We start from the raw sequence: 20385 nt of genomic DNA, 5'->3' as shown, positions 1-20385 counted from the left end.
AGCTTTCGCTCCCTCTCACATCCTTCCTCGTATCGGCTACAGCAGGCATCGCTTAAAACATTCGCTTGAGCGTACCTTTTTTGTCGATGAACTGGTGTTTTATAGCGGCTCCAGCGTGAAGCAGGGCTACGACGATCAGGCCATAAGCAGTGTAGTAATGCAGGCTGATGGCAAGGTCTCGGGTTGCATCGGTAATTGCCGTTAGCGACGGAATGTCGAAAAGCCCGAAGAAGGTAAAGCCGCTTCCCGATGACGTCGAAATGGCATAGCCGGTCAGGGGAATGACAAACATGGAAAGCAGCAAGATGATGTGCACCACCTTTGCGCCGACCTTTTCCATCGGCTTAAGCGATTTCTGAAGTCCGGGCGAGGGGGAAATCATTTTCCAGATCGCAAAGACAGAGGCAAGAACCAGTACACAGATGCCAATGGCACGGTGCAGTTCCAGACCCGCATGATACCAGGCATCATAATAGCTGAGCCCGACCATCCACCAGCCAAGACCGATCAGGCCGATAATGGAAAAAGCTATGAGCGAGTGCAGCAACTTGCTGACCAGCCCATAGCTATCTGTTGAATTGCGTATCATCACTGATAAGCGCTTTGGTTATTTCTTTTTGATGGCTTCAACAAAAAGATCGATCTGAACCTCTTCTGCCGCAGGGCCGAGGTTAAAGTCCATGCCGAAATCTTTGCGTTTCAGGGTATAGCTGCCTTCGAAACCGGCGCGATAACCACCCCATGGGTCATCACCTTCACCGATTTTGGTAACGTCAAAAGAAATGTTTTTGGTCACACCGTGCAGGGTCAGGTCACCGGAAAGCTTACCGCCGTTGGCATCGCCACTGTATCCTGTGCTGACAAAGGTTGCCGTCGGGTATTTTTCCACATCAAAGAAGTCCGGGCTGCGCAGGTGTTTGTCGCGCTCGGCATGGTTGGTATCCAGACTTGTTGTGTCGATGGTCAGGTTAACTTTCTGATCTGCACCGCCAGCGGCATCAAAATCGACGGTGCCGGAAATTTTGTTGAAGGTACCGGATAGCCAGCTAAAACCAAGATGCTTGGTTTTGAAATTGATAAAAGAGTGTGTCGGGTCAATATCGTATTTGGCAGCATTTGCCATTGAAACAGACAGCGACATCGCCAAAGCCGCAAGGCCGACTGGAAGAGCTTTAATAGACAGCTTGAAAGACATGTAAGATTCCCCGTGAAAAGATGCTCTGTAATTAAAGGTAAAGTGAATTCTATCATTCAATCTACAAATTGGGATGTAACTATTGTGTGAGCAAACTTCAAGACGGGCACAAAGAAGATCGCATCTTTGGCGGCATAAGATTGATTTTTTAAGGAAAATAAGGGCCTGTTACTTCGCCGGGGTAAAGGTCACACCGTATTTTGCGCTCAGTTCTTCATAAACCCCATGTGTGTGCATCCACCTGATTTGCTCATCAAAACGGTCACGAATTTCTGTCAGATCTTTTTTCTTGGTAAAGGCGATATGGGCTTCGACAGAATCAATGATGTAGGGAATTTGCTCTACCTTGTCTTCCAGTCCGAATTTCTTGATGTTGCCCTCTGTATAGGATTGAAAGCCAACCAAGAGATCAAAGCGCCGGGCAACCAGCTTTTTCAGGTTGTGTTCTACATTCGATGACTCATCTGTCTTCAAGCCCCAGTTTGCCCGCAACTTATCAAATATACGACCATAGCTGTAGCCCTGAATAACGCCAAAACTACAGTGCGCAATCTCGTGCCAGTTGCCATCAAATGTTATCGGGCTATCTGTACGCTTATAGAGAACAATGGTTTCGTGCAGCAGGACTTCGCGAGAAAAGTCCATATGTTTGTGCCGTTCCGGGTTCCAGAAAGGTTTGAGCAGGGCATCATATTCCCCGGCATAGGTGCCGTTAATCGCCCGCTTCCACGGCAATAGCCGAAATTCGACCTCGACACCCATCCGGTCCATACCCCGTTGCACAAGGTCAAGCACCATCCCCGTCGATTGCCCATCGGCCCCGAAATAGGAATTCACTTCCTGCTCGACCGATGCAATCACCAACCGTTCCGTCGCGCTAACCGTTCCAAAGGCACAAACTTGCGCCGCCAGAACCAGCGGGATCATAAACTTCAAAGCTCTGTTCATCAGGATCTGTCTTCCCCAAGATATCCATGAAATGACATGCTGTTAGAAAGACGATTGTGACGGAGAAATCTTAATATTTGGTGATTGATCCACTAACAATTAGCCAAAGAGGGGCATATGCCACAGTTCAAAATTCATTCGCACTCACGCGGCTTGATCTGTGAATTGTAGAATGGGCCCCTGCCATAGCACGAAACTGGCTGTCAAAAAGGACTCTTTAGCCTTTTAGTGTTCTGTATGACCCGTAGCAGGCAAAATATCAGTGGTGTCGATAGCAAAAAGGCTATTGTTTGGTCAGTTAAGTTAAGTACGTTTGCTTCGTACAGAAACTCAGGTGGCGGCATGAGTCAAGTTATCCGTTTGTAAGTCAAAGAAGTACCTATCGGTGGTCTAATTAATCTTTGATCAGCGAGCTAAGGAAAAAGCATCCGATGTGCCCGATTATCTGTTTTTCCGTGGGACAGAATAGGTGTTATTTTGTTGATATTTATAGATATTTTTGTGTGAATTGGATCCGGGACCAGGATTCGAACCTGGACTGAAGGAGTCAGAGTCCTTAGTTCTACCGTTAAACTATCCCGGATCAGGGTTCAGCGCTTAAAAGTTCTGGCAGATCGTATTGATCCCTGAGCGTTTGCTCTAAGCCAGATGTGCTGATAACGGTGACTTGCGGGGCTTCATATAGTCCCTTGGTACAGATCTTACAACACATTTTTACGTCCTGTGATGTTTTTTTGCTTTTGGGGCATTTTTCGGGCTTTAATGGTGAATAGATGGTTGATCTTTGCCCCTTTGAATTCGTAAGAAGGGGATATCGGATTGTTGTCCGGTTGGATCAGGAGCAGAATTTTTGACGGTTACTTCGCAGGCCCGTAAAAAAAACCTTTATAAAAAGGCGACAAAACGGACGGATAATAATGTTTACGCCGCAATAGATTTGGGGACCAATAACTGTCGCCTGTTGGTTGCGCGTTCCAGCCGTAAAAACTTTCGCGTTCTTGATACCTTTTCTCGCATTGTCCGTTTGGGCGAAGGGTTGAGTCAGACAGGAAATCTGTCGGAAGAGGCCATGCGCCGTACGCTTTCCGCGCTCAAGATCTGTACCAGTAAACTCAAACGCCGTGGTGTGACAAAACTGCGTTGTGTCGCGACCGAGGCCTGTCGCCGCGCGGCAAACGGAGATGATTTCATCAAACGGGTGAAGAAGGAAACCGGGCTAGATCTGGAAATTATCGATAACTCGGAAGAGGCATCGCTGGCCATTATGGGGTGTGCGCCTCTGCTTGATCCAGATCTTCCCGAGGCCCTGATCTTTGATATCGGTGGTGGTAGTACAGAGGTAAGCTGGATTCGTCAGGATAGCAAAGAGTCTTCGTCCGATACGACACCAGAGACGGCGTCTAAATCGGGTATGCCCAAACCAATTGTGCCCAATCCCATTATGGAAGACTGGTATTCCGTTTCCAAAGGCGTTGTGACGCTGGCTGAAAAATACGGCGGGCGTGATATTTCATCGGAAACCTATGAACAGATGGTTCAGGAAATCTATGATGACTTCCTGATCTTTGAGCAAAAGCACGGTTTTGCTCAACGAGTTCGGGATGGCAAGTTACAGTTGCTGGGTACATCCGGTACGGTAACGACGCTGGTGGGGGTCTATAAGAAGCTGCCGCGCTATGACCGCAACCGGGTTGATGGCACTTTGATCAACTGTGATACTGCCATTGGTCTCTGTCATAAGATCGCGGGCATGACCTATGCACAACGAGTGGCAAACCCTTGTATTGGGAGCCAGCGCGCTGACCTTGTGGTCGCTGGTTGTGCCATCTTCGAAGCCTTAGCCAAGCTATGGCCCGTCGCGCAACTGCGCGTCGCCGATAGAGGCTTGCGCGAAGGTATTCTCTACAAGTTGATCAACGAAGATTAAATCGGGTTCTAACCGCCTGTTTCACAATATATCGCGTTTCCCTGATCTTTTGATCACAGAAAGATCACAGATTGTTCAATGGTTTATTGAAGTAATCGTGATTAGCCAACCTATATAGTTGTTTGCTTAGTGCATTCGTATAGGGGTGGTGTCGTCGTTGTCTAAGCAATGTTACGTCAAAGTAACAATCTAAAATTGATGATCAATAGCAGGGATATAATAATGAAAACCACACTTTTATTCTTATCCGCATCGGCGGTTCTTTTCCCGGTACTTGCCAATGCAGCAGGCTCGTCCTCTGGTGATGTCAGTCATGTAGCCGATAGCGTGATTGTTGAGCAAAGAGAAACCTTGGCTGCGAGTACATCCGGTAAGGGGTTTGGGCCTCAATCTCCACGGGATATCGATGCGATGGCCGGTAATAATCCTCGAATTTTTGCCACGGCGCCCGCATCATCAGAAATGAATTTGTGTAATATTCATTTTCATAAAAATGCTGAACACAAAGGTGGCGAGTTTACCACGTATGCAGGCAACGGTGATGGTCATGGATATCAAAGTGGGTATAGATATTCCGGACAGTTAAGCGATGCTGAACTGGCATCGTATGACAAGGACGTTGGCGAAGGGGAACATGGTGGACTGTTTGTTGGGGATACGATAGAGGTTCACTATGTTTATTCAACGGCCCAAGTGGAGCCCGGTGCTACTCTTGGCGCATGTTTGAGTGATGCAATCGGTAATCCTCAACTTCGTGTCGAAGCACAAGTGATGGTGCTTGTTAATGACAGGAATGCGCTGAACTTTGTGGAGCTGGCAAAACACGGGGTTAAAAATGGTACACAGCAAGCCCTTAACATTCCCTCAAATACCGGCACACCAGTCTTGTATGCAGGATCGACAACAGGACCGAGCTATAATGAAAAAGGATCCCCGTTTCAGGTAACCTGGAATGTCCGCCCAAAAGTAACCAAGGTTGACATTCAATCAGTTGATGAATGGCTTCAGGACAATGTTTATAAAGAAGATCATGCACATGGTGTTAGAAACCTTATTATTAATCCGGATCTTCTGTCTCCGATTGGTAATTGATGATCGATTACAGATTGTAAAATTTTAGAGTCTAGCTCTAGAATCAATGATATTTATCAAGCCAGCTGTATTGTTCAGCTGGCTTATTTATTTGTCTCTGGGGATTTTCTGTCTGTCGGTACCTATAGTTTGAAATTTAATGTCAGGTGTAAAATTTCTGGCGAACCTCAAGCTGTATCACTAGACTGGAATCAAAGAGATTTGAGATTTTATCAATCCTGATGTATAGCCCTGCTATGGAACTCTATGCCAATAAAGTTTGGTGTATATTATACTATGTCTTTTGACCCCTAGGTCACGTGTCAGAAAGTGACTGTCAGAAAGTGCCAGTTAGAAAGAGAAAGAATGAGCTCTTCAGGTAAATCCAAAAAAGGCGGCTCTCGCCCCAGCAGCAATCCTTCGGGACGCGGCCTCAAGGTACGTGTGAAAACTGCGGCTCGGCGCTCGAACTCTTCTGCGCGCTGGCTGAACCGTCAACTCAATGATCCCTATGTCCAGGAAGCCAAAAAGCGCGGTTATCGGGGACGGGCAGCCTTTAAGATTGCTCAGATCGACGACAAATTTAAAATTTTCAAAAAAAATTCCCGCATTGTCGATTTGGGATGTGCTCCAGGGGGCTGGTGTCAGATCGCTGTTGAACGCTGTGGACCCGGAGCGCATATCGTGGGCATGGATCTTCAGGAGGTCGAACCGATTGCCGGGGTTGTTCTGCTGCAGGGCGACTTTATGGATGATGATGCGCCTGCGCGTCTTAAAGCTGAACTGAACGGGCCTGCCGATATTGTTCTGTCGGATATGGCGGCGGCGGCGACGGGCCACCCTCAGACGGATCACCTGCGGATTATGGGCTTGATGGAAACCGCCCTAATGTTTGCTGAGGAAGTTCTGGTTCCCGGCGGAAGTTTTATCGGCAAGGTCTTGCAGGGCGGGGCGCAGGCCGAGTTGTTGAAGTTAGTGAAAACCAAATTTAAAAGCGTGCGCCATTTCAAACCAGATTCCAGTCGCAAGGATTCTTCTGAAATGTTCCTTGTTGCGACAGGCTTTAAAGAAAATTAAGGCCATTATCGCGGCATAACGAAAGCACATAAAAGTCCTGAATAATTGAAAATTCAGGGCTTTTTGTCGTTCTGTTTTATGAGTAACAAGACCTACATATAAATTAAATGAAACAGTCATCTTTTAATCACTTGGCATTAAGTCGCTTCTGTGTAGAATGCGGCGTCAATCGGATTTAGCCACTATGGTGTGGCACCCATACGGGAAACCAGGTTTCCCCGCGTCCAAGGGATAGATTGACATGCACATCCGCGAAGCTCTCACATTTGATGACGTTCTGCTCCAGCCTGCAGAATCCTCTGTTCTTCCCGCACAGGCAGATACGCGCACAATGCTGACTGCCTCTCTCGAACTGAATATCCCGTTGCTTTCTTCCGCGATGGATACGGTGACCGAAAGCCGTCTGGCGATTGCTATGGCCCAGTTCGGTGGTATCGGGGTTATTCACAAGAACCTTTCTATCGAAGAACAGGCTAGTGAAGTTCGCAAGGTCAAAAAGTTTGAATCAGGTATGGTTGCTGATCCGCTGACATTCCCGCCCAGTGCGACCTTGGCTGATATTCTTCGTCTTCAGGAAAGCGTTAGCTTTTCCTGCTTCCCGGTTGTCGAAGATAAAACGGGCAAGCTTGTGGGCATTATCACCAACCGTGACATGCGCTTTGCCCAGGATCCGAACCAACCGATTTCTGAACTGATGACCAGCGAAAACCTTATTACGGTTAAAGAGGGCATTACAGGCGACGAAGCAAAACGTCTGTTGCACCAACACCGTATCGAGAAACTGTTGGTGGTTGATGATAACTATCGCTGTATCGGCCTGATCACTGTTAAGGATATTGATAAAGCGGCCAAACACCCGATTGCCTGTAAAGATGAACATGGTCGCTTGCGCGCAGCGGCGGCAACAGGCGTTGGCGAAGAAGGCTTTTCCCGTGCAGAAGCATTGATTGATGCGGGTGTTGATCTTTTGGTTATTGATACGGCCCACGGTCATTCTCGCGGGGTTATTAATGCGGTTGAGCTGATCAAGAAAACCTATCCGACAACACAGATCGTGGCAGGTAACGTTGCCACAGCCGAAGCAACACGCGCCCTGATCGGGGCTGGCGCTGATGCAGTGAAGGTCGGGATTGGACCGGGGTCTATCTGTACAACCCGTATTGTTGCCGGTGTTGGTGTGCCTCAGCTAACGGCGATCATGGATGCGGTCGAAGTTGCGAACAAAAGCAATGTCGGCATTATTGCTGACGGTGGTATCAAGAATTCTGGCGATATTGCCAAGGCAATTGCTGCTGGTGCACGCGCTGTTATGGTTGGCTCGCTTCTTGGCGGCACAGATGAAAGCCCGGGGGAAGTTTTCCTTTATCAGGGGCGTTCTTATAAATCCTATCGCGGTATGGGATCTGTCGGTGCCATGGCGCGCGGATCTGCGGATCGTTACTTCCAGGATGATGTGAAAGACAATCTGAAACTGGTTCCCGAAGGCATCGAAGGCCGCGTACCATACAAAGGTCAGGCAAGTGCTATCGTTCACCAACTTGTAGGTGGCTTGAAAGCATCTATGGGATATACTGGATCTCCAACCATTGATCACATGCGTGAAAATTGCGTTTTCTGTAAAATTACAAACGCTGGCCTGCGCGAAAGCCACGTTCACGATGTGACGATTACCCGCGAAGCCCCGAATTATCGCAGCGGCGGTTAAGAATTCAAAGGATTAGATCGCAGTAATCAAGGTTTGGTTTCTGCTTCCTAATCGACTATTTTAAAGGGCGGCCTCCTGTACCGGGTGTCGCCCTTTTTATTCCCAGCTATAAACGCGAGACCTGTTGTGAGACCTTCTGGACGTATTCAAACTTCAATCGAACTTCTGACCGAAGTTATGGACTCATCCCTGCCCATGGATCGGGTGGTCAACAACTATCTACGGGCGCGACGCTTTATTGGCTCCAAAGATCGCAAGGATATCTCTGCACGGGTCTATGGGGTAATCAGATCCAAATGTCGGCTTGATTGGTGGACAATCAAATCAGGTCTTGGGGATGGGTGCCGATCACTGGTTCTATCCTACGCGACATTGGTCGAAGGTCTTAAAGCTTCTGAACTGGATGAAATCTGCAACGGCGGGGAGTATAGCCCCCGGGCCCTCAGCGAATTTGAAAACGAAGCTTTGGCAACGCTACAGGGACAAGAACTGAACCATCCGGATATGCCCGCAGCGGTTCAGGGGGAACTACCGGACTGGCTCTACGCTTTGTTTGAGAAACAGTTTGGTATCGAAAGTGCCAAGACAGAAGCTGCTGGTTTGCAACATCAGGCGAGCCTTGATCTGCGCGCGAACTTGCTAAAGGGCGAACGGGATCAGGCAATTGCGCTACTGGGTAAAGATAATGTCGAAGGGGTGGTGACAGAATTTTCACCTTGGGGCATTCGGGTTCAGGGGCGCACAGCCCTTGGAAATTGCAAGGCCTTTCGCGATGGTCTGGTCGAAGTTCAGGACGAAGGATCACAGCTGATCGCCTTATTGTGTGATGTGACGCCGGGACAGTCTGTGCTTGATCTCTGCGCAGGTGCCGGGGGGAAGTCTCTTGCCTTGGGCGCCCTGCTGAAAAACGATGGCGAGTTGGTGGCCATGGATATCGATCCCCGCCGACTTCAGCGGGCAGAGCCTCGGGTTGAAAAGGCCGGGATTGAAAACATCCGCTATGCGACACTGAACAAAGATAATCTGAAGAAGATGTCTGCTAAAGGCGCAAGTGATAAAGGTTTTGATCGTGTCTTGGTTGATGCGCCCTGTTCGGGAAGCGGCACATGGCGGCGGCAACCAGACGCACGTTTGCGGATCACGTCAGACAAGTTCGCAAACTACAAGGAAATGCAAACCAAAGTACTGGAGCAGGGGGCTTCCTGTGTCAAAGTTGGTGGCCGATTGATCTACGCGACTTGCTCTCTTCTGGATGAGGAAAACACAGATCAGATTGATAGCTTCCTTGCAAAGCATCCGAACTATCAACGCGTGCCTGTCAGCAAAATCTGGGAAGCGCAAGGCATGGTACCCTGTGCCTTTATCGACGAAACGATGAAGGTGTCCCCCGCGCAACACAGTCTGGACGGCTTCTTCTGCGCGGTGTTGGAAAGACAGAGCTAAGGTTCTTAAGGTCTTTAAATATCTATGCAGTTGATATTAAATTCCTGAAGCAGAGTGGATAGTTAGTACACGGCGCGTCTACATGATAGACCAGTCATGTAACAATAAAAATCAAGATGATCTCATTAATATTTCAGTGGTTTTTCTTTTGCCTAACCGAACACTTTTTTGTTGCCTTCAACCTTTAGATGATTGAACTTGCTTATCTAATACGTCAATACACAAGGCATTGTCATGACATTGGATATTCGAGGTAGTTTAAAGAACACCAAAGTTAGTCACTCTCCATTTGTGGTGATTGATGAACTTCTGTCCAATGCTATTGACTCGTACCTTATTCTCAATAATGCAAGTGTGAATCCACCAGATTTTCAAGCATCATTCGAAATAGAATTCAAGAGTGTGGGGGGGACGGATGATGCGTTCGATCTGAAAATTCTTTGTTGTGACAATGGCTCGGGTTTTGGTGACGATGAAAAAAAAGCCTTCATTACCAAAGACACATCATACAAAGATGATCTAGATATCCAAGGGATAGGACAATGCAAAGGTTCTGGACGTATTCAATATCTTCATTTTTTTGAGAATATGAATATTGATAGCGTGTTTGCGTCAGAAGACGGATTACAGGCACGTACATTGACAGTAAATGCAGATACGAAAGAAATCGGCCATGATACCTTTGAAACACAAAGCACAACGAGAACTCATACGGGGACCACTGTCACACTTGATGTATTAAAAGATAGAGTCTTTCAAACTCATTTCCTGAATAGCGATATACGTGAAGTCTTTAGTGCAATGTCACTGAAAAACCACGTTATCGTAAGCTTTTTGCAGCGATTGATAAGCCTGCAAACTTTCCTTGGTGATTTCTCTATCAAGTTCCGTTCAACGCATGATGACCAGTCGTTTGACTCTGAGATTATACGTGCTGATTTGCCTGACGTGACTGAAAAAGTTCCTGTCGTGGTCAGCTACGGCGAACCTTTTGATGGTGGTGGGGAACAGAGGCAAATGTTCACTATCAATCACTATAAGCTCGAACAGAATAAGTTCAACATCGGCAAGAATACCATCGCGTTATGTGCTAAAAACTCCATCGTCAAGGATATTACGCCTGAGTACTTGAAGACCAAGACATACGAGAATCGCGCACAGGATGGTTACTTTCACATCATTTTGATAGATAGCGAATTCCTTGATGAAACAGTAAACGAACAACGTGATGATTTCGATATTAGCCCAAAATCTGACAAGGATACCCTATTCTATGCCCACGCAATCTCTTATGAGGAAATCGTTGAGGGGTTGAGTGATAGTATTGCGAAGATGATCACTCCTCCGACATGGGATAAAGACGAGTTACGTCAGGATATAAATGAGAAATTTGGCATCACGTCAGGTATGATTGTAAATGCTAATGTAAAAATTCAGTACGGTGACACAGACGAGAAAGTCGTCAATCGTGTTCTATCGTCATATCAAAAGAAGGTCGTACAGGACACTGCTGATCTCATTGATATGAAGGAAGCAATTCAGAATGCTGACCCTGGTAAAGATGATTTCAGAGAGATGGTTCAAGAAATCTCTTGGAAATATGCTTCTACATTGAAGAATATGGATGTTCTAAATTTATCCCAGCTGGTAGTTCGTCGTTCTGCGATCGTGGAAGTCCTTCGACTTGCCGTTAAAAAAGAACTTCTCATTCAGGATGTTCCTGAGGGGCAACGTAGAAGAGATGAAAGCATTATTCATAACATCTTCTTTCCAATGCAAAAAGATAGTATAGAAGTTACTGACCATGATGTATGGGTACTAAGCGAAGAATATCAATACTTCGATTATATCGCTTCAGACAAACAACTATCTCAATATCGTTGGAAGGATGATGAATATCTTTTTGATGAAGATATCGACGAAGAAATCCAAGCTTTGATGAACAAAATATCTTCAGATAATGAAGCCAAAAGGCCTGACATCGCTATCTTCAGTCATGAAGGGGTAGCCGTGATTATCGAACTCAAAGCTCCAGACGTAAGCATGGACAATCATGTCGGTGATTTGATGGAATACGCCCAGATCATCCTTGCTAAGTCTAAGGGTAACATCAAAAAAATATATGGTTATCTTATCGGTGGGACGGTTAACCCAATCCGTCTTCAGAACTACACTGCCTTTGCAAACGGAAAAGGCTGGTTCAACTCAGCCCCAATTACTGAACACACCACCCAAACACATTTAGGCGAACTTTATTCTGAAATCTTATTCTACGAAGACGTTGTTGATCGCGCGGAAAAACGTTTAGAAGCCTTTAAAGAGCGGCTGAATTTAGATTTCTAAAATTATGGGTTTAACATGCATTGTTAGGATAAAAGGACCAGTTTTCGAGGATTGTCAGTGAGATCTAAAAATCTTCATTGTCATCTGGAAAAAATTGAAGGTGTTCAATAATTCTACTGCGTTGCTTGTAAAAGCTTGTTAGGACTAGATCCTGTTTTCCCGATTTTGTTTTTCGGCTTCCTTCTTCCAACAAGGTCACCAGAATGGATTTCTTTTCTCCCGAGCTTCTTGCTCTGATGTTTGCTGCGGGTCTTTTTGCGGGCTTTGTTGATGCCATTGCCGGGGGCGGGGGCTTGATTACACTGCCGGTCCTTTTGACCGTCGGGTTGTCACCGGTTCAGGCAATTGCGACAAACAAGCTACAGGGATCGTTCGGAACTTTTTCTGCAACGCTTAATTTTATCCGCAAAGGTCATCTGGATATCAAGGCGTGGATACTGCCGATTGTCCTGACCTTTATCGGGGCGGCATCCGGTGTGCTTGTCCTACGATCGGTTGATAGCAGCTTTCTGGTCAATGCCATTCCCTTTTTGCTGATTGCAATCGCCATCTATTTCTTGTTTCAGCGCAAGCTGGGGGATGAAGATCGGCATCAGAGGATCAGCCGTAATGTCTTTGCTTTCTTCTTTGGCACGGGCATTGGCTTCTATGACGGCTTTTTTGGTCCTGGAACGGGATCGTTCTTCACCTTGGCAATCGTGACTTTGCTTGGCTACAACATCCTGAAAGCCACAGCACACGCGAAGCTGTTGAACTTCACCAGTAACTTTGCCTCGCTGTTGTTCTTTATTCTGGGTGACAGTTTGGTGTGGTCTGTTGGTTTGATCATGGCCTGTGGATCTGTGATTGGTGGATATCTTGGCGCACAGATGACTATGAAGCACGGTGCGCGGATTATTCGCCCGCTTTTGGTCGTGACGTCGATTCTCATGACCGTAAAGCTGATCCACTCAAACCCTGATCACATTCTTGGGCGCTGGATAGTTTCGTTTTTGGATGTTTTTCTTTCGTAGCTCAAAAAATGACGGTGAAAAGAGAAACGCCTTCTTTATGACTTGCTATAAAAAGAGCGCAAAACAGGCAAAAGAGCCGTTTCTACCTTTGACATTTGTCGCGCTTTACGGCAGGTAAGGGGCGTGAAACTGAACGCGCCCTGGATACCTTTGATTGGATTTGCCAATAATGGTGTCGGGCTTATAGCGGAGCATGAGTTCCATCCATGACTGATCGTATTCTCATTATTGATTTCGGGTCTCAGGTTACCCAGCTGATTGCACGTCGTGTACGTGAAAGCGGTGTCTATTCCGAAATTCATCCCTTTAACGCCGTTGATGATGCGCTTTTGGAAAGTTATGCACCAAAAGGAATTATTCTTTCTGGCGGTCCAGCCTCTGTAACCTGGGACGATGCCCCATCTGCACCGAACAAGGTGTTTGAAATGGGTATTCCTGTTCTGGGCATCTGCTATGGACAGCAGACCATGATGGAACAGCTCGGCGGTAAAGTTGAAACATCAGACCATCAGGAATTTGGTCGCGCCATCGTCGATATCAAAGAAGACTGTGCCTTGTTCCACGGTGTTTGGAATGTCGGAACACAAGAACAGGTCTGGATGAGCCACGGCGACCGTGTTGGCAAGCTGGCACCGGGTTTCCGTGTAGTCGCAACGTCCGAAGGTGCGCCTTATGCGGCTGTCGCAAACGACGAAAAGCGTTTCTATGCTGTTCAATTCCACCCGGAAGTGGTGCACACACCGCATGGTGCGCAGCTGTTAAAGAATTTCACCCATGGCGTTGCCGGTTGTTCTGGTGACTGGACCATGGCCGCCTTTAAGGATCAGGAAATTGCCAAAATCCGTGAACAGGTTGGAGACGGCAAAGTAATCTGTGGTCTTTCCGGTGGTGTTGATAGCTCTGTTGTTGCTGTTCTGCTGCACGAAGCGATTGGCGAGCAACTGACCTGTGTGTTTGTTGATACCGGCTTTATGCGTATGGGCGAAGCTGAACAGGTCGTTACTTTGTTCCGTGATCATTACAACATCGAACTGATCCATGTTGATGCTTCAGATAAGTTTTTTGCGGCTCTCGGGGATGAATTTGATCCTGAGAAAAAACGTAAAACTATCGGCGGTCTCTTTATCGATATCTTCGAAGAAGAAGCCAACAAGATTGGCGGTGCTGACTTCCTTGCACAGGGAACGCTATACCCGGACGTGATTGAATCCGTTTCCTTTACCGGTGGCCCGAGTGTAACGATTAAATCGCACCACAATGTGGGCGGTTTGCCCGCGCGTATGAACATGAAGCTCGTTGAACCGTTAAGAGAACTGTTCAAGGATGAGGTACGTAACCTTGGACGTGAACTCGGGTTACCTGATACTTTTGTTGATCGTCATCCCTTCCCAGGACCTGGTCTCGCGATCCGTATTCCCGGACAGCCGCTCACGCCAGAGAAATGCGATATTCTCCGCAAAGCGGATGCGATTTATCTTGATGAAATCCGCAAAGCTGGCCTTTACGATGAAATTTGGCAGGCTTTTGCTGTTTTGCTTCCGGTCAGAACCGTTGGCGTTATGGGTGATGCAAGAACCTACGATTTTGTCTGCGCCCTGCGTGCCGTTACCTCGACTGACGGTATGACCGCTGACTATTATCACTTTGATCACGAGTTTCTTGGACGTGTTTCCAACCGGATCATCAATGAAGTTCGTGGGATCAATCGGGTGGTCTATGACTGCACGTCAAAACCACCAGGGACTATCGAGTGGGAATAATCCTATAGGATTAATCTCGTGATGCGAGTTTATGTTAAGGGCGAAACCAAGTGTTTCGCCTTTTTCATATTTAGCCGGTTTCATATTAAGGATGTGTATCAGCGAAGTCTGAGTTTAAACACTTTCGGGGGAGCTACAGGAACAGCCACAACCTTTTTGTCCTTCTTCTTTTGCAATCTCATCGGCTTTGCAACAGGCCTTAGTATTATGAACAGGCGTTCCGCCGCAGCATTGCTGATTTTCTGGTGTTGTTACTTTTGATGTTTCTGTTTTTCTTTCCATTGAATGTTCTCCGAATATTTTAAGGAACAGATATCGTGTTAAGAGGCCCTGAGCCGCAGAAATCGTGTCACAGATAGAATGTTAGGAGTTCCTGTTAATTCTTAACTGCACGTCAACGAAGTATTGATTTCGCAGTCCGCATTACCCTGTGATGAGTCGATGCAACACTCACAAACCAGATAATCGATCAATTGTTTTACAGAGGCATAGTTAGCCCGACAGATTAGCGTGGTGGCCTGTCTTTCCTGTGTGATCAGGTCTGCAATCATTAGGGTCTTAAGGTGGTGCGACAGGGTTGATCCCGGTATTGCCATTTTCTCCTGTAGCGCGCCGACAGATAACCCTTCTTTACCGGCACGAATGAGTGCCCGATATATATCCAACCTTTTTGGTTTGCCCAAAGCTTCCATTTGTGACGCGGCGGTTTCTACATTCATCGTGAACCTCTTTAGATTAAGTTTTTTCACATTAAACTATATTTCTAGAATTATCAAAATATATATTCATATACTATTTGCACCTAGATGTTCAAAACCGTTACAAACGCGAGACGATGTTTTCGCTCTGCGGGTTACTAAATGAAAGAAAATAAAATGGAAGAGTTAAGCGAACGTATCAATGTTCTCGAAGGTTATATCGCGGAACAGGATAAAACCATTCAGGAGCTTAGTGATGTTATGGCAGAACAGTGGCACGTAATTGAAAGGCTTTCCAAGCGGCTTGAACGTTCAGAGCGGGTTATTGAGCAAATCGCCAATGGTCAAGGTGATAACCCTGGAACAGTTGGTCTTATTCCTTGATGATGATTTTTAGTGTAAGGAATAATCAAGAACTTGGCTTATCCTGAAAAATTTTCTGTCAAATGTGGGTGCGTATAGTAGTTATCCCATTCCTCTGAATGAGTAAGTTTAAAACCATGTTTTTTGTAAAAATTGTTTGCTCTACTTTCCTTTAAGGCACAGAGCTTTACAGGTAATTTTTGTTCAGAGGCTCTATCAATTATTTGCTCTATAATTGCTGATCCCACACCGTTATTTTGTATCGCGGGGTTTATATAGAAATGGTCAAGCCAATAATGATCGTCTTTGGCTAAAAGAACGTAAAATCCAATAACTTCTGCATCTTTTAAAACAAGTGTTGTTTGCTCCGGTATGAATTTTTTGGTGAAGCGTTCTCGGGCGCGTATAGGATCGAAACGCCCGACATTTTCCAAACTCTCTTTCATTGCAGCGATACGAATTGAAATGAGTTTTTCCAAGTCTGTTAAGACAGCGGTTTTGAAAGAGAGTGTCATTAGAAGGTCTTACTACTGAGTGATTAGGTATGGTGAGTTTTAGGAAATTTCCTGTATCACACGGTTACGTCCCTGATCTTTTGCTCTGTAGAGTGCTTCATCCGCACGCTGGATAAGACCTTCGAGTGATTCACCTTTAACATATTTCGAAACACCGATTGAAAGGGTAATTCGTCCAAACTCTTGTCCGGTCTTTTTATTACGCAAAACTTGTTTAGCAATTTTTTCCCGGATCTGGTTTGCAAGACTAGTTGCATCGTGAAGGCTGGTATTGGGCAGGATGCAGGTGAATTCTTCCCCTCCATATCGAGCGGGTGTGTCCTGTCCTTTAACTGCTCTTTTCAATTGCCCTGCGACAACCCTGAGAACTTCATCACCAACTCTGTGACCATAGGTGTCGTTAAACTTTTTAAAATGATCAATGTCCATCAAAAGCAAACAAAGGTCTGTTTTATCTTCTTCTGACTTTTCTGCTTCCTTGATCAGACTTGTGTCAAAGAGTTTTCGGTTTCCAATTTGGGTGAGAGCATCTGTTAAAGATTCTGTTCTGACTTTTTCAAGGTTTTCTTGTAGCGTATCAATTTCACTGGATGATTTTTGTAACTGACTTTGAAGGACTTTGTTTTTTTCTGTGATGGCGGTGGTTTCCCGCACGATTTCTTTCACAAAGTGCTGTAAAGACGAGGCGTTATCTTCCCCGGCCATATCATCAGCAATACTGGTAATTTTCTCGCCATAGTTGGCATTGTCACTACCAGCTTCACTGATCTGTAGAATGACTTGTTGCAAAGTTTCCTGAATTTTTGCGCCTGCTTCTTGCAAATGATCACCATGGGTAGCACCAGTTAAATAAAACTGTTTGTACAATTCATTACAGATTTCAATTGTGAAAGGCTCGTCTTCTTGAATAATTTTGTCGATGGCAATTTTAAGATCAGAATTTTTTCCACTGACGTAATCGTACCAGATGGTGTAGTTCGGCGGTGTAGAGGGAATTCCTCTCTGCCCCATGATAGTGATAGCTTGCTCTGCGTAAGCCTGAGCATTTGTGAAACTATCGGCAATCAACATTTGCAGTGTTTCCTTAAAACTTAACATATTGATTAAATATAATTTATAGGCTTGGCATATAACCAACCCAGCTTATTTAAATTTACCTGACACGTCTTGGTTACAAAATTATTTTTATGTCTTGTAGTATTTATAGAAGCTCAGGCGTTAATCAGTGGCTAACAGGATGAAGAATATTATTATTAAAAACATCTAAGGCTTCGGATAGATTACGGGTTCGTTTGAGTTTCTTATGACCGTTGAAAACCGTGTATTCTTCATAGCGGTTTTTATGGCCCATTGATTTGACGACGGCAAACAGCGGTGTTTCGTGGGCGTGTCGGAAAATGGAGAAAATTGCACAGTCGCCCAGCATATCTATCGCATAGTCCCGCCACTCTCCTTTGGCGACGCGTTGACTGTAAACGGATAGCAATTGTCCGAGTTCATGTTTGTTGAATGTTATTTGGTGAGAGGTTTTCTTCCCCTTATTTAGGTAATAAACAGCGGTCATTCAGCACCTGTACGCAATGAATATCCATGCTTAAATGGTGGCCTATTTTTTTATAAAGATCCACTTATTATTGAATTTTTTTTAGAAATATTTGGCATAAGTCGAGGTTCTTAGGGATTAATTTTCTGAAGCTACGTTCGATGGCGGAAACTGAGTACTGTGATAAACAGTGGTTTGTGAGCTGGCTTCTTCATAGGGACTTTCATAACAGGTTACGCCGCCGATATTACGATAGCAGTAGAGGTTTTCATACCCAGAATTGGCAAGCCCATTTTCCAATTGTTCATCTCTGCAATAGGCTTCGCCCTTTGATGTGTATACAATGGAACAGTCTTTAGCCATTGCCCAGCTAAAGAAATGATCTGTAATCGTTTTATCTGTATGAACAAGCGTTCCCACACTGGCTGCTGCTGTTACAGGGTCCGTTAAGCTACATCCACCCAATGATGTTACGGCGGTAAAACTTATCAGTAGTGCACTCAAAAAACGCTTCATAATTCTGCCTAGATTAAAACCGATTATCGGGTCGGTGAGGTGTTTCTATATAAAGCTTAAGGTATTTTAGTAAATAAATTATTAGTAAGTTTTACAGTGATCTTATAAGCGAACCCTATTATTTGATGATTGACGATTGTTGTCAGGGTAAAGTTTCTATATAAAGTTCAACGAATTTCGAGTGATGCCCGTTTGATAACAAGCTTTAGGAGCTTTTTACATTTCAAATGGTGTTTCACCAAAACGAGGGATACCTAATTCGTGGCTGATATTTTTCAGGAAGTTGAAGAAGATCTGAAACGTGAACGCGTTGAAGTTCTTTGGAAAAAATATGGTAAGTGGGCAATTGGTGCTGCTGTTCTTGTCGTTGCTGCAACTGCTGGCTTTCAAGGGTGGGAAAGTTATAAAAGCACTGTCCAGGCCGAGAAATCAGCAACCTTTGCGTCGGCTTTGGAATTAACCCAGGTTGGCAAGGTTGATGAAGCAACGGCAAGATTAACGTCATTGGCAGAAGATGATGATGGATATGGTACACTTGCTCGCTTTGAACGGGCACGTCTGCTTGTTGAATCTGGGGATACAGCTGCTGCGGTTCAGATTTGGGACGAAGTTGCGGCAAGTAATCCGCCGTTGACACCTTTGAAAGATGTTGCTGCTTTATTGGCTGCGATGCATCTTGTCGAGAGCGGTGATATTGCTGATGTAAAACAACGTCTGGCAAGCTTGGCTGTCGCGAACGGAGCGTTTCGCTATAGTGCTATTGAGTTGCAGGCAATCGTTGCTTTGCGCGAAGGCGATAATTCGGCGGCTAAGACACTTTTTCAGCAACTCGTGGATGAAGCTGATACACCGAATGGGATCAAAAGCCGGTCTAGTCAAATACTAGAAAGCTTGGCGGAGTAAGATATATGGGGATGGGGATGCGTAAAGGCCTGTTGATACTTGGGCTCGGCTTTGTTCTTACCGGCTGTAGTTTGGCTGATAAATGGTTTGGAGAGGATGAAGCTCCTCCTTTGCCTGGCGCGCGTATTTCCATTCAATCTGTTGATAAAGGGCTTCAAGCGGATCCATCAATAAGTGATCAGCGCATCGTTTTGCCGCAGCCTTTTAAGAATACCTATTGGACACATAATGGCGGAAACCCAGCCCATGCAATGTTTCACCTTTCTTTAGGAGATATCCCAAGAGAGAGCTGGAGTGATGATATTGGTGAAGAAAGCGATGGAGATGAGTTAATCCTCGCTCAGCCGATTGTTGTTGAATCTGTTCTTTTTACGATGGATTCTCGTTCTACCGTCAAAGCATATGATCGCTTGACTGGCCGTGTTTATTGGGAAAAAGATCTGGATCCCAATGATGAAGATGATGGTTTTTTCGGAGGCGGTATCGCTTATGGAGATGGTCGGATTTTCGTATCAACAGGGTTCGCACGAGTTTTTGCATTAGATGTTCGTTCTGGTGATGTGATCTGGTCCCAAAATGCTCCTGCCCCAATCAGGGCGGCCCCAACAGTCAATGGCGGACGTGTCTTTATCGTAACACTAGATAATCAGACTCTTGCCCTTGCCGCTGATGATGGGCGTCGTTTATGGAGCCATGTGGGGCTACAATCTGAAACAAGTCTTCTTGGTGGTGCTAGTCCTGCAATTGCGGGACGTAAGCTGATTGTTCCTTATTCTTCTGGCGAGATTGTTGCCATTGATGTTATCGAAGGTGAAGAAGATTGGAATTTGAACCTATCTTCTGTCAAAAAGACCGACCCTTTGACCGACCTTGCGCATATCAAAGCCATGCCTGTTATCGACAGGGATCGGGTAATTGCCATTAGCCATTCTGGCCGAATGGTTGCGATTGATCTCAAGGAAGGTGTTCGCCTCTGGGATACAGATATCGGCGGGGTCCAGATGCCCTGGGTTGCGGGTGAATTTATATATGTATTGACCAATGACTCACAGATCGCCGCTGTTAGAAGGCAGGATGGGCGTATTCGCTGGATACAATCTTTGCCTCGTTTTACAGATCCTGAAGATCGTAAAGGATTGGTCGCCTGGCAAGGTCCTGTGTTGGCAAGTGATCGTTTGATCGTTGCTGGATCGCATGGTGAAGCAATTTCCTTGTCCCCTTATACTGGCGATATTCTGGGATATCTTGAACTTCCGGATGGGGCGGCAATGCCGCCAGTCGTTGTAGGGAATAGTTTATATTTCCTGACGGCCGAAGCCGAAATTATCGCGATGCAATAAAGCCTTTTGAGGCTATGCCGCGAGT

General features: G+C 45.8%; 20 protein-coding genes and 1 tRNA gene. 11 read left to right on the top strand and 10 right to left on the bottom strand.

The annotated features are described in order from the left end of the window. Window positions 1–52 precede the first annotated feature (52 nt). The 4 genes from WH96_RS13835 to WH96_RS13820 form a co-directional block, all read right to left on the bottom strand. Complete coding sequence (locus tag WH96_RS13835; RefSeq protein WP_053005916.1) at window positions 53–589, bottom strand: cytochrome b; 537 nt, start codon at window positions 587–589, stop codon at window positions 53–55. Between the two features lie 18 nt (window positions 590–607). Then, complete coding sequence (locus WH96_RS13830) at window positions 608–1195, bottom strand: YceI family protein (RefSeq protein ID WP_156176810.1); 588 nt, start codon at window positions 1193–1195, stop codon at window positions 608–610. Between the two features lie 168 nt (window positions 1196–1363). Further along, a complete protein-coding gene (locus tag WH96_RS13825) occupies window positions 1364–2143 on the bottom strand; it encodes a substrate-binding periplasmic protein (RefSeq protein WP_047764783.1) in 780 nt (259 codons plus the stop codon). 509 nt (window positions 2144–2652) lie between these two features. Further along, window positions 2653–2726 (bottom strand) — tRNA-Gln (locus WH96_RS13820). A gap of 267 nt (window positions 2727–2993) precedes the next feature. Here WH96_RS13820 and WH96_RS13815 point away from each other — a divergent pair. The 8 genes from WH96_RS13815 to guaA all read left to right on the top strand — a co-directional run bounded on the left by WH96_RS13815 (window position 2994) and on the right by guaA (window position 14482). Then, the gene (locus tag WH96_RS13815) at window positions 2994–4070 is read left to right on the top strand and encodes a Ppx/GppA phosphatase family protein (RefSeq protein ID WP_047764782.1); all 1077 of its coding nucleotides are present in this window, start codon (window positions 2994–2996) and stop codon (window positions 4068–4070) included. 222 nt (window positions 4071–4292) lie between these two features. After that, window positions 4293–5162 (top strand): delta-class carbonic anhydrase, encoded by an 870-nt coding sequence (locus WH96_RS13810; protein WP_047764781.1) that lies wholly within the window; start codon window positions 4293–4295, stop codon window positions 5160–5162. A 345-nt stretch (window positions 5163–5507) separates the two neighbouring features. After that, complete coding sequence (locus WH96_RS13805) at window positions 5508–6218, top strand: RlmE family RNA methyltransferase (RefSeq protein WP_047764780.1); 711 nt, start codon at window positions 5508–5510, stop codon at window positions 6216–6218. A gap of 241 nt (window positions 6219–6459) precedes the next feature. Continuing rightward, window positions 6460–7923 carry an IMP dehydrogenase gene (gene guaB, locus WH96_RS13800; protein ID WP_047764779.1) on the top strand — a complete coding sequence of 488 codons (1464 nt, stop codon included), beginning with the start codon at window positions 6460–6462 and terminating at the stop codon, window positions 7921–7923. A 126-nt stretch (window positions 7924–8049) separates the two neighbouring features. Next, the gene (locus tag WH96_RS13795) at window positions 8050–9366 is read left to right on the top strand and encodes an RsmB/NOP family class I SAM-dependent RNA methyltransferase (protein ID WP_047764778.1); all 1317 of its coding nucleotides are present in this window, start codon (window positions 8050–8052) and stop codon (window positions 9364–9366) included. 234 nt (window positions 9367–9600) lie between these two features. Then, window positions 9601–11709 carry a hypothetical protein gene (locus WH96_RS13790; protein ID WP_047764777.1) on the top strand — a complete coding sequence of 703 codons (2109 nt, stop codon included), beginning with the start codon at window positions 9601–9603 and terminating at the stop codon, window positions 11707–11709. Between the two features lie 203 nt (window positions 11710–11912). Then, window positions 11913–12722 carry a TSUP family transporter gene (locus WH96_RS13785; RefSeq protein WP_047764776.1) on the top strand — a complete coding sequence of 270 codons (810 nt, stop codon included), beginning with the start codon at window positions 11913–11915 and terminating at the stop codon, window positions 12720–12722. 206 nt (window positions 12723–12928) lie between these two features. Then, window positions 12929–14482 (top strand): glutamine-hydrolyzing GMP synthase, encoded by a 1554-nt coding sequence (gene guaA, locus WH96_RS13780; RefSeq protein ID WP_047764775.1) that lies wholly within the window; start codon window positions 12929–12931, stop codon window positions 14480–14482. Between the two features lie 114 nt (window positions 14483–14596). On the opposite strand, the gene WH96_RS21990 is transcribed toward guaA, so the two are convergent. Then, on the bottom strand, window positions 14597–14764 hold the full coding sequence (locus WH96_RS21990) for a hypothetical protein (protein ID WP_156176809.1): 168 nt from the start codon (window positions 14762–14764) through the stop codon (window positions 14597–14599). A 101-nt stretch (window positions 14765–14865) separates the two neighbouring features. After that, entirely contained in the window at window positions 14866–15201 is a 336-nt protein-coding gene (locus WH96_RS13775; RefSeq protein ID WP_047764774.1) for an ArsR/SmtB family transcription factor, read from the bottom strand. A 141-nt stretch (window positions 15202–15342) separates the two neighbouring features. Between WH96_RS13775 and WH96_RS13770 the strand changes: the two genes are divergently transcribed. Beyond that, window positions 15343–15564, top strand: a complete 222-nt coding sequence (locus tag WH96_RS13770; protein ID WP_047764773.1) for a SlyX family protein — start codon at window positions 15343–15345, stop codon at window positions 15562–15564. A gap of 38 nt (window positions 15565–15602) precedes the next feature. On the opposite strand, the gene WH96_RS13765 is transcribed toward WH96_RS13770, so the two are convergent. From WH96_RS13765 to WH96_RS13750, 4 genes are all read right to left on the bottom strand, one after another. Next, window positions 15603–16022, bottom strand: a complete 420-nt coding sequence (locus WH96_RS13765) for a GNAT family N-acetyltransferase (protein WP_204248200.1) — start codon at window positions 16020–16022, stop codon at window positions 15603–15605. A gap of 75 nt (window positions 16023–16097) precedes the next feature. Next, window positions 16098–17129 carry a GGDEF domain-containing protein gene (locus WH96_RS13760; protein WP_047764771.1) on the bottom strand — a complete coding sequence of 344 codons (1032 nt, stop codon included), beginning with the start codon at window positions 17127–17129 and terminating at the stop codon, window positions 16098–16100. A gap of 151 nt (window positions 17130–17280) precedes the next feature. Next, a complete protein-coding gene (locus WH96_RS13755; protein WP_047764770.1) occupies window positions 17281–17622 on the bottom strand; it encodes a DUF2794 domain-containing protein in 342 nt (113 codons plus the stop codon). A gap of 117 nt (window positions 17623–17739) precedes the next feature. Continuing rightward, a complete protein-coding gene (locus WH96_RS13750) occupies window positions 17740–18117 on the bottom strand; it encodes a hypothetical protein (protein WP_053005915.1) in 378 nt (125 codons plus the stop codon). Window positions 18118–18378: 261 nt separating this feature from the next. Here WH96_RS13750 and WH96_RS13745 point away from each other — a divergent pair, with 261 nt between their 5' ends. Both WH96_RS13745 and WH96_RS13740 read left to right on the top strand, forming a co-directional pair. Further along, on the top strand, window positions 18379–19020 hold the full coding sequence (locus WH96_RS13745; RefSeq protein WP_047764769.1) for a tetratricopeptide repeat protein: 642 nt from the start codon (window positions 18379–18381) through the stop codon (window positions 19018–19020). A gap of 17 nt (window positions 19021–19037) precedes the next feature. Further along, on the top strand, window positions 19038–20360 hold the full coding sequence (locus WH96_RS13740; protein ID WP_218045056.1) for an outer membrane protein assembly factor BamB family protein: 1323 nt from the start codon (window positions 19038–19040) through the stop codon (window positions 20358–20360). The last annotated feature ends 25 nt before the right edge of the window (window positions 20361–20385 follow it).

This window comes from Kiloniella spongiae, from assembly GCF_001026905.1.
Taxonomy (GTDB): domain Bacteria; phylum Pseudomonadota; class Alphaproteobacteria; order Kiloniellales; family Kiloniellaceae; genus Kiloniella; species Kiloniella spongiae.
This window is presented reverse-complemented; position numbering and strand designations above follow the sequence as displayed.

What these genes read in the sequence shown, in the direction of transcription:
- WH96_RS13835 (WP_053005916.1), bottom strand. Translation starts at nt 589, where the DNA reads ATGATACGCAATTCAACAGATAGCTATGGGCTGGTCAGCAAGTTGCTG.
- WH96_RS13830 (WP_156176810.1), bottom strand. Translation starts at nt 1,195, where the DNA reads ATGTCTTTCAAGCTGTCTATTAAAGCTCTTCCAGTCGGCCTTGCGGCT.
- WH96_RS13825 (WP_047764783.1), bottom strand. Translation starts at nt 2,143, where the DNA reads ATGAACAGAGCTTTGAAGTTTATGATCCCGCTGGTTCTGGCGGCGCAA.
- WH96_RS13810 (WP_047764781.1), top strand. Translation starts at nt 4,293, where the DNA reads ATGAAAACCACACTTTTATTCTTATCCGCATCGGCGGTTCTTTTCCCG.
- WH96_RS13805 (WP_047764780.1), top strand. Translation starts at nt 5,508, where the DNA reads ATGAGCTCTTCAGGTAAATCCAAAAAAGGCGGCTCTCGCCCCAGCAGC.
- guaB (WP_047764779.1), top strand. Translation starts at nt 6,460, where the DNA reads ATGCACATCCGCGAAGCTCTCACATTTGATGACGTTCTGCTCCAGCCT.
- WH96_RS13790 (WP_047764777.1), top strand. Translation starts at nt 9,601, where the DNA reads ATGACATTGGATATTCGAGGTAGTTTAAAGAACACCAAAGTTAGTCAC.
- WH96_RS13785 (WP_047764776.1), top strand. Translation starts at nt 11,913, where the DNA reads ATGGATTTCTTTTCTCCCGAGCTTCTTGCTCTGATGTTTGCTGCGGGT.
- guaA (WP_047764775.1), top strand. Translation starts at nt 12,929, where the DNA reads ATGACTGATCGTATTCTCATTATTGATTTCGGGTCTCAGGTTACCCAG.
- WH96_RS21990 (WP_156176809.1), bottom strand. Translation starts at nt 14,764, where the DNA reads ATGGAAAGAAAAACAGAAACATCAAAAGTAACAACACCAGAAAATCAG.
- WH96_RS13775 (WP_047764774.1), bottom strand. Translation starts at nt 15,201, where the DNA reads ATGAATGTAGAAACCGCCGCGTCACAAATGGAAGCTTTGGGCAAACCA.
- WH96_RS13770 (WP_047764773.1), top strand. Translation starts at nt 15,343, where the DNA reads ATGAAAGAAAATAAAATGGAAGAGTTAAGCGAACGTATCAATGTTCTC.
- WH96_RS13760 (WP_047764771.1), bottom strand. Translation starts at nt 17,129, where the DNA reads ATGTTGATTGCCGATAGTTTCACAAATGCTCAGGCTTACGCAGAGCAA.
- WH96_RS13755 (WP_047764770.1), bottom strand. Translation starts at nt 17,622, where the DNA reads ATGACCGCTGTTTATTACCTAAATAAGGGGAAGAAAACCTCTCACCAA.
- WH96_RS13750 (WP_053005915.1), bottom strand. Translation starts at nt 18,117, where the DNA reads ATGAAGCGTTTTTTGAGTGCACTACTGATAAGTTTTACCGCCGTAACA.
- WH96_RS13740 (WP_218045056.1), top strand. Translation starts at nt 19,038, where the DNA reads ATGCGTAAAGGCCTGTTGATACTTGGGCTCGGCTTTGTTCTTACCGGC.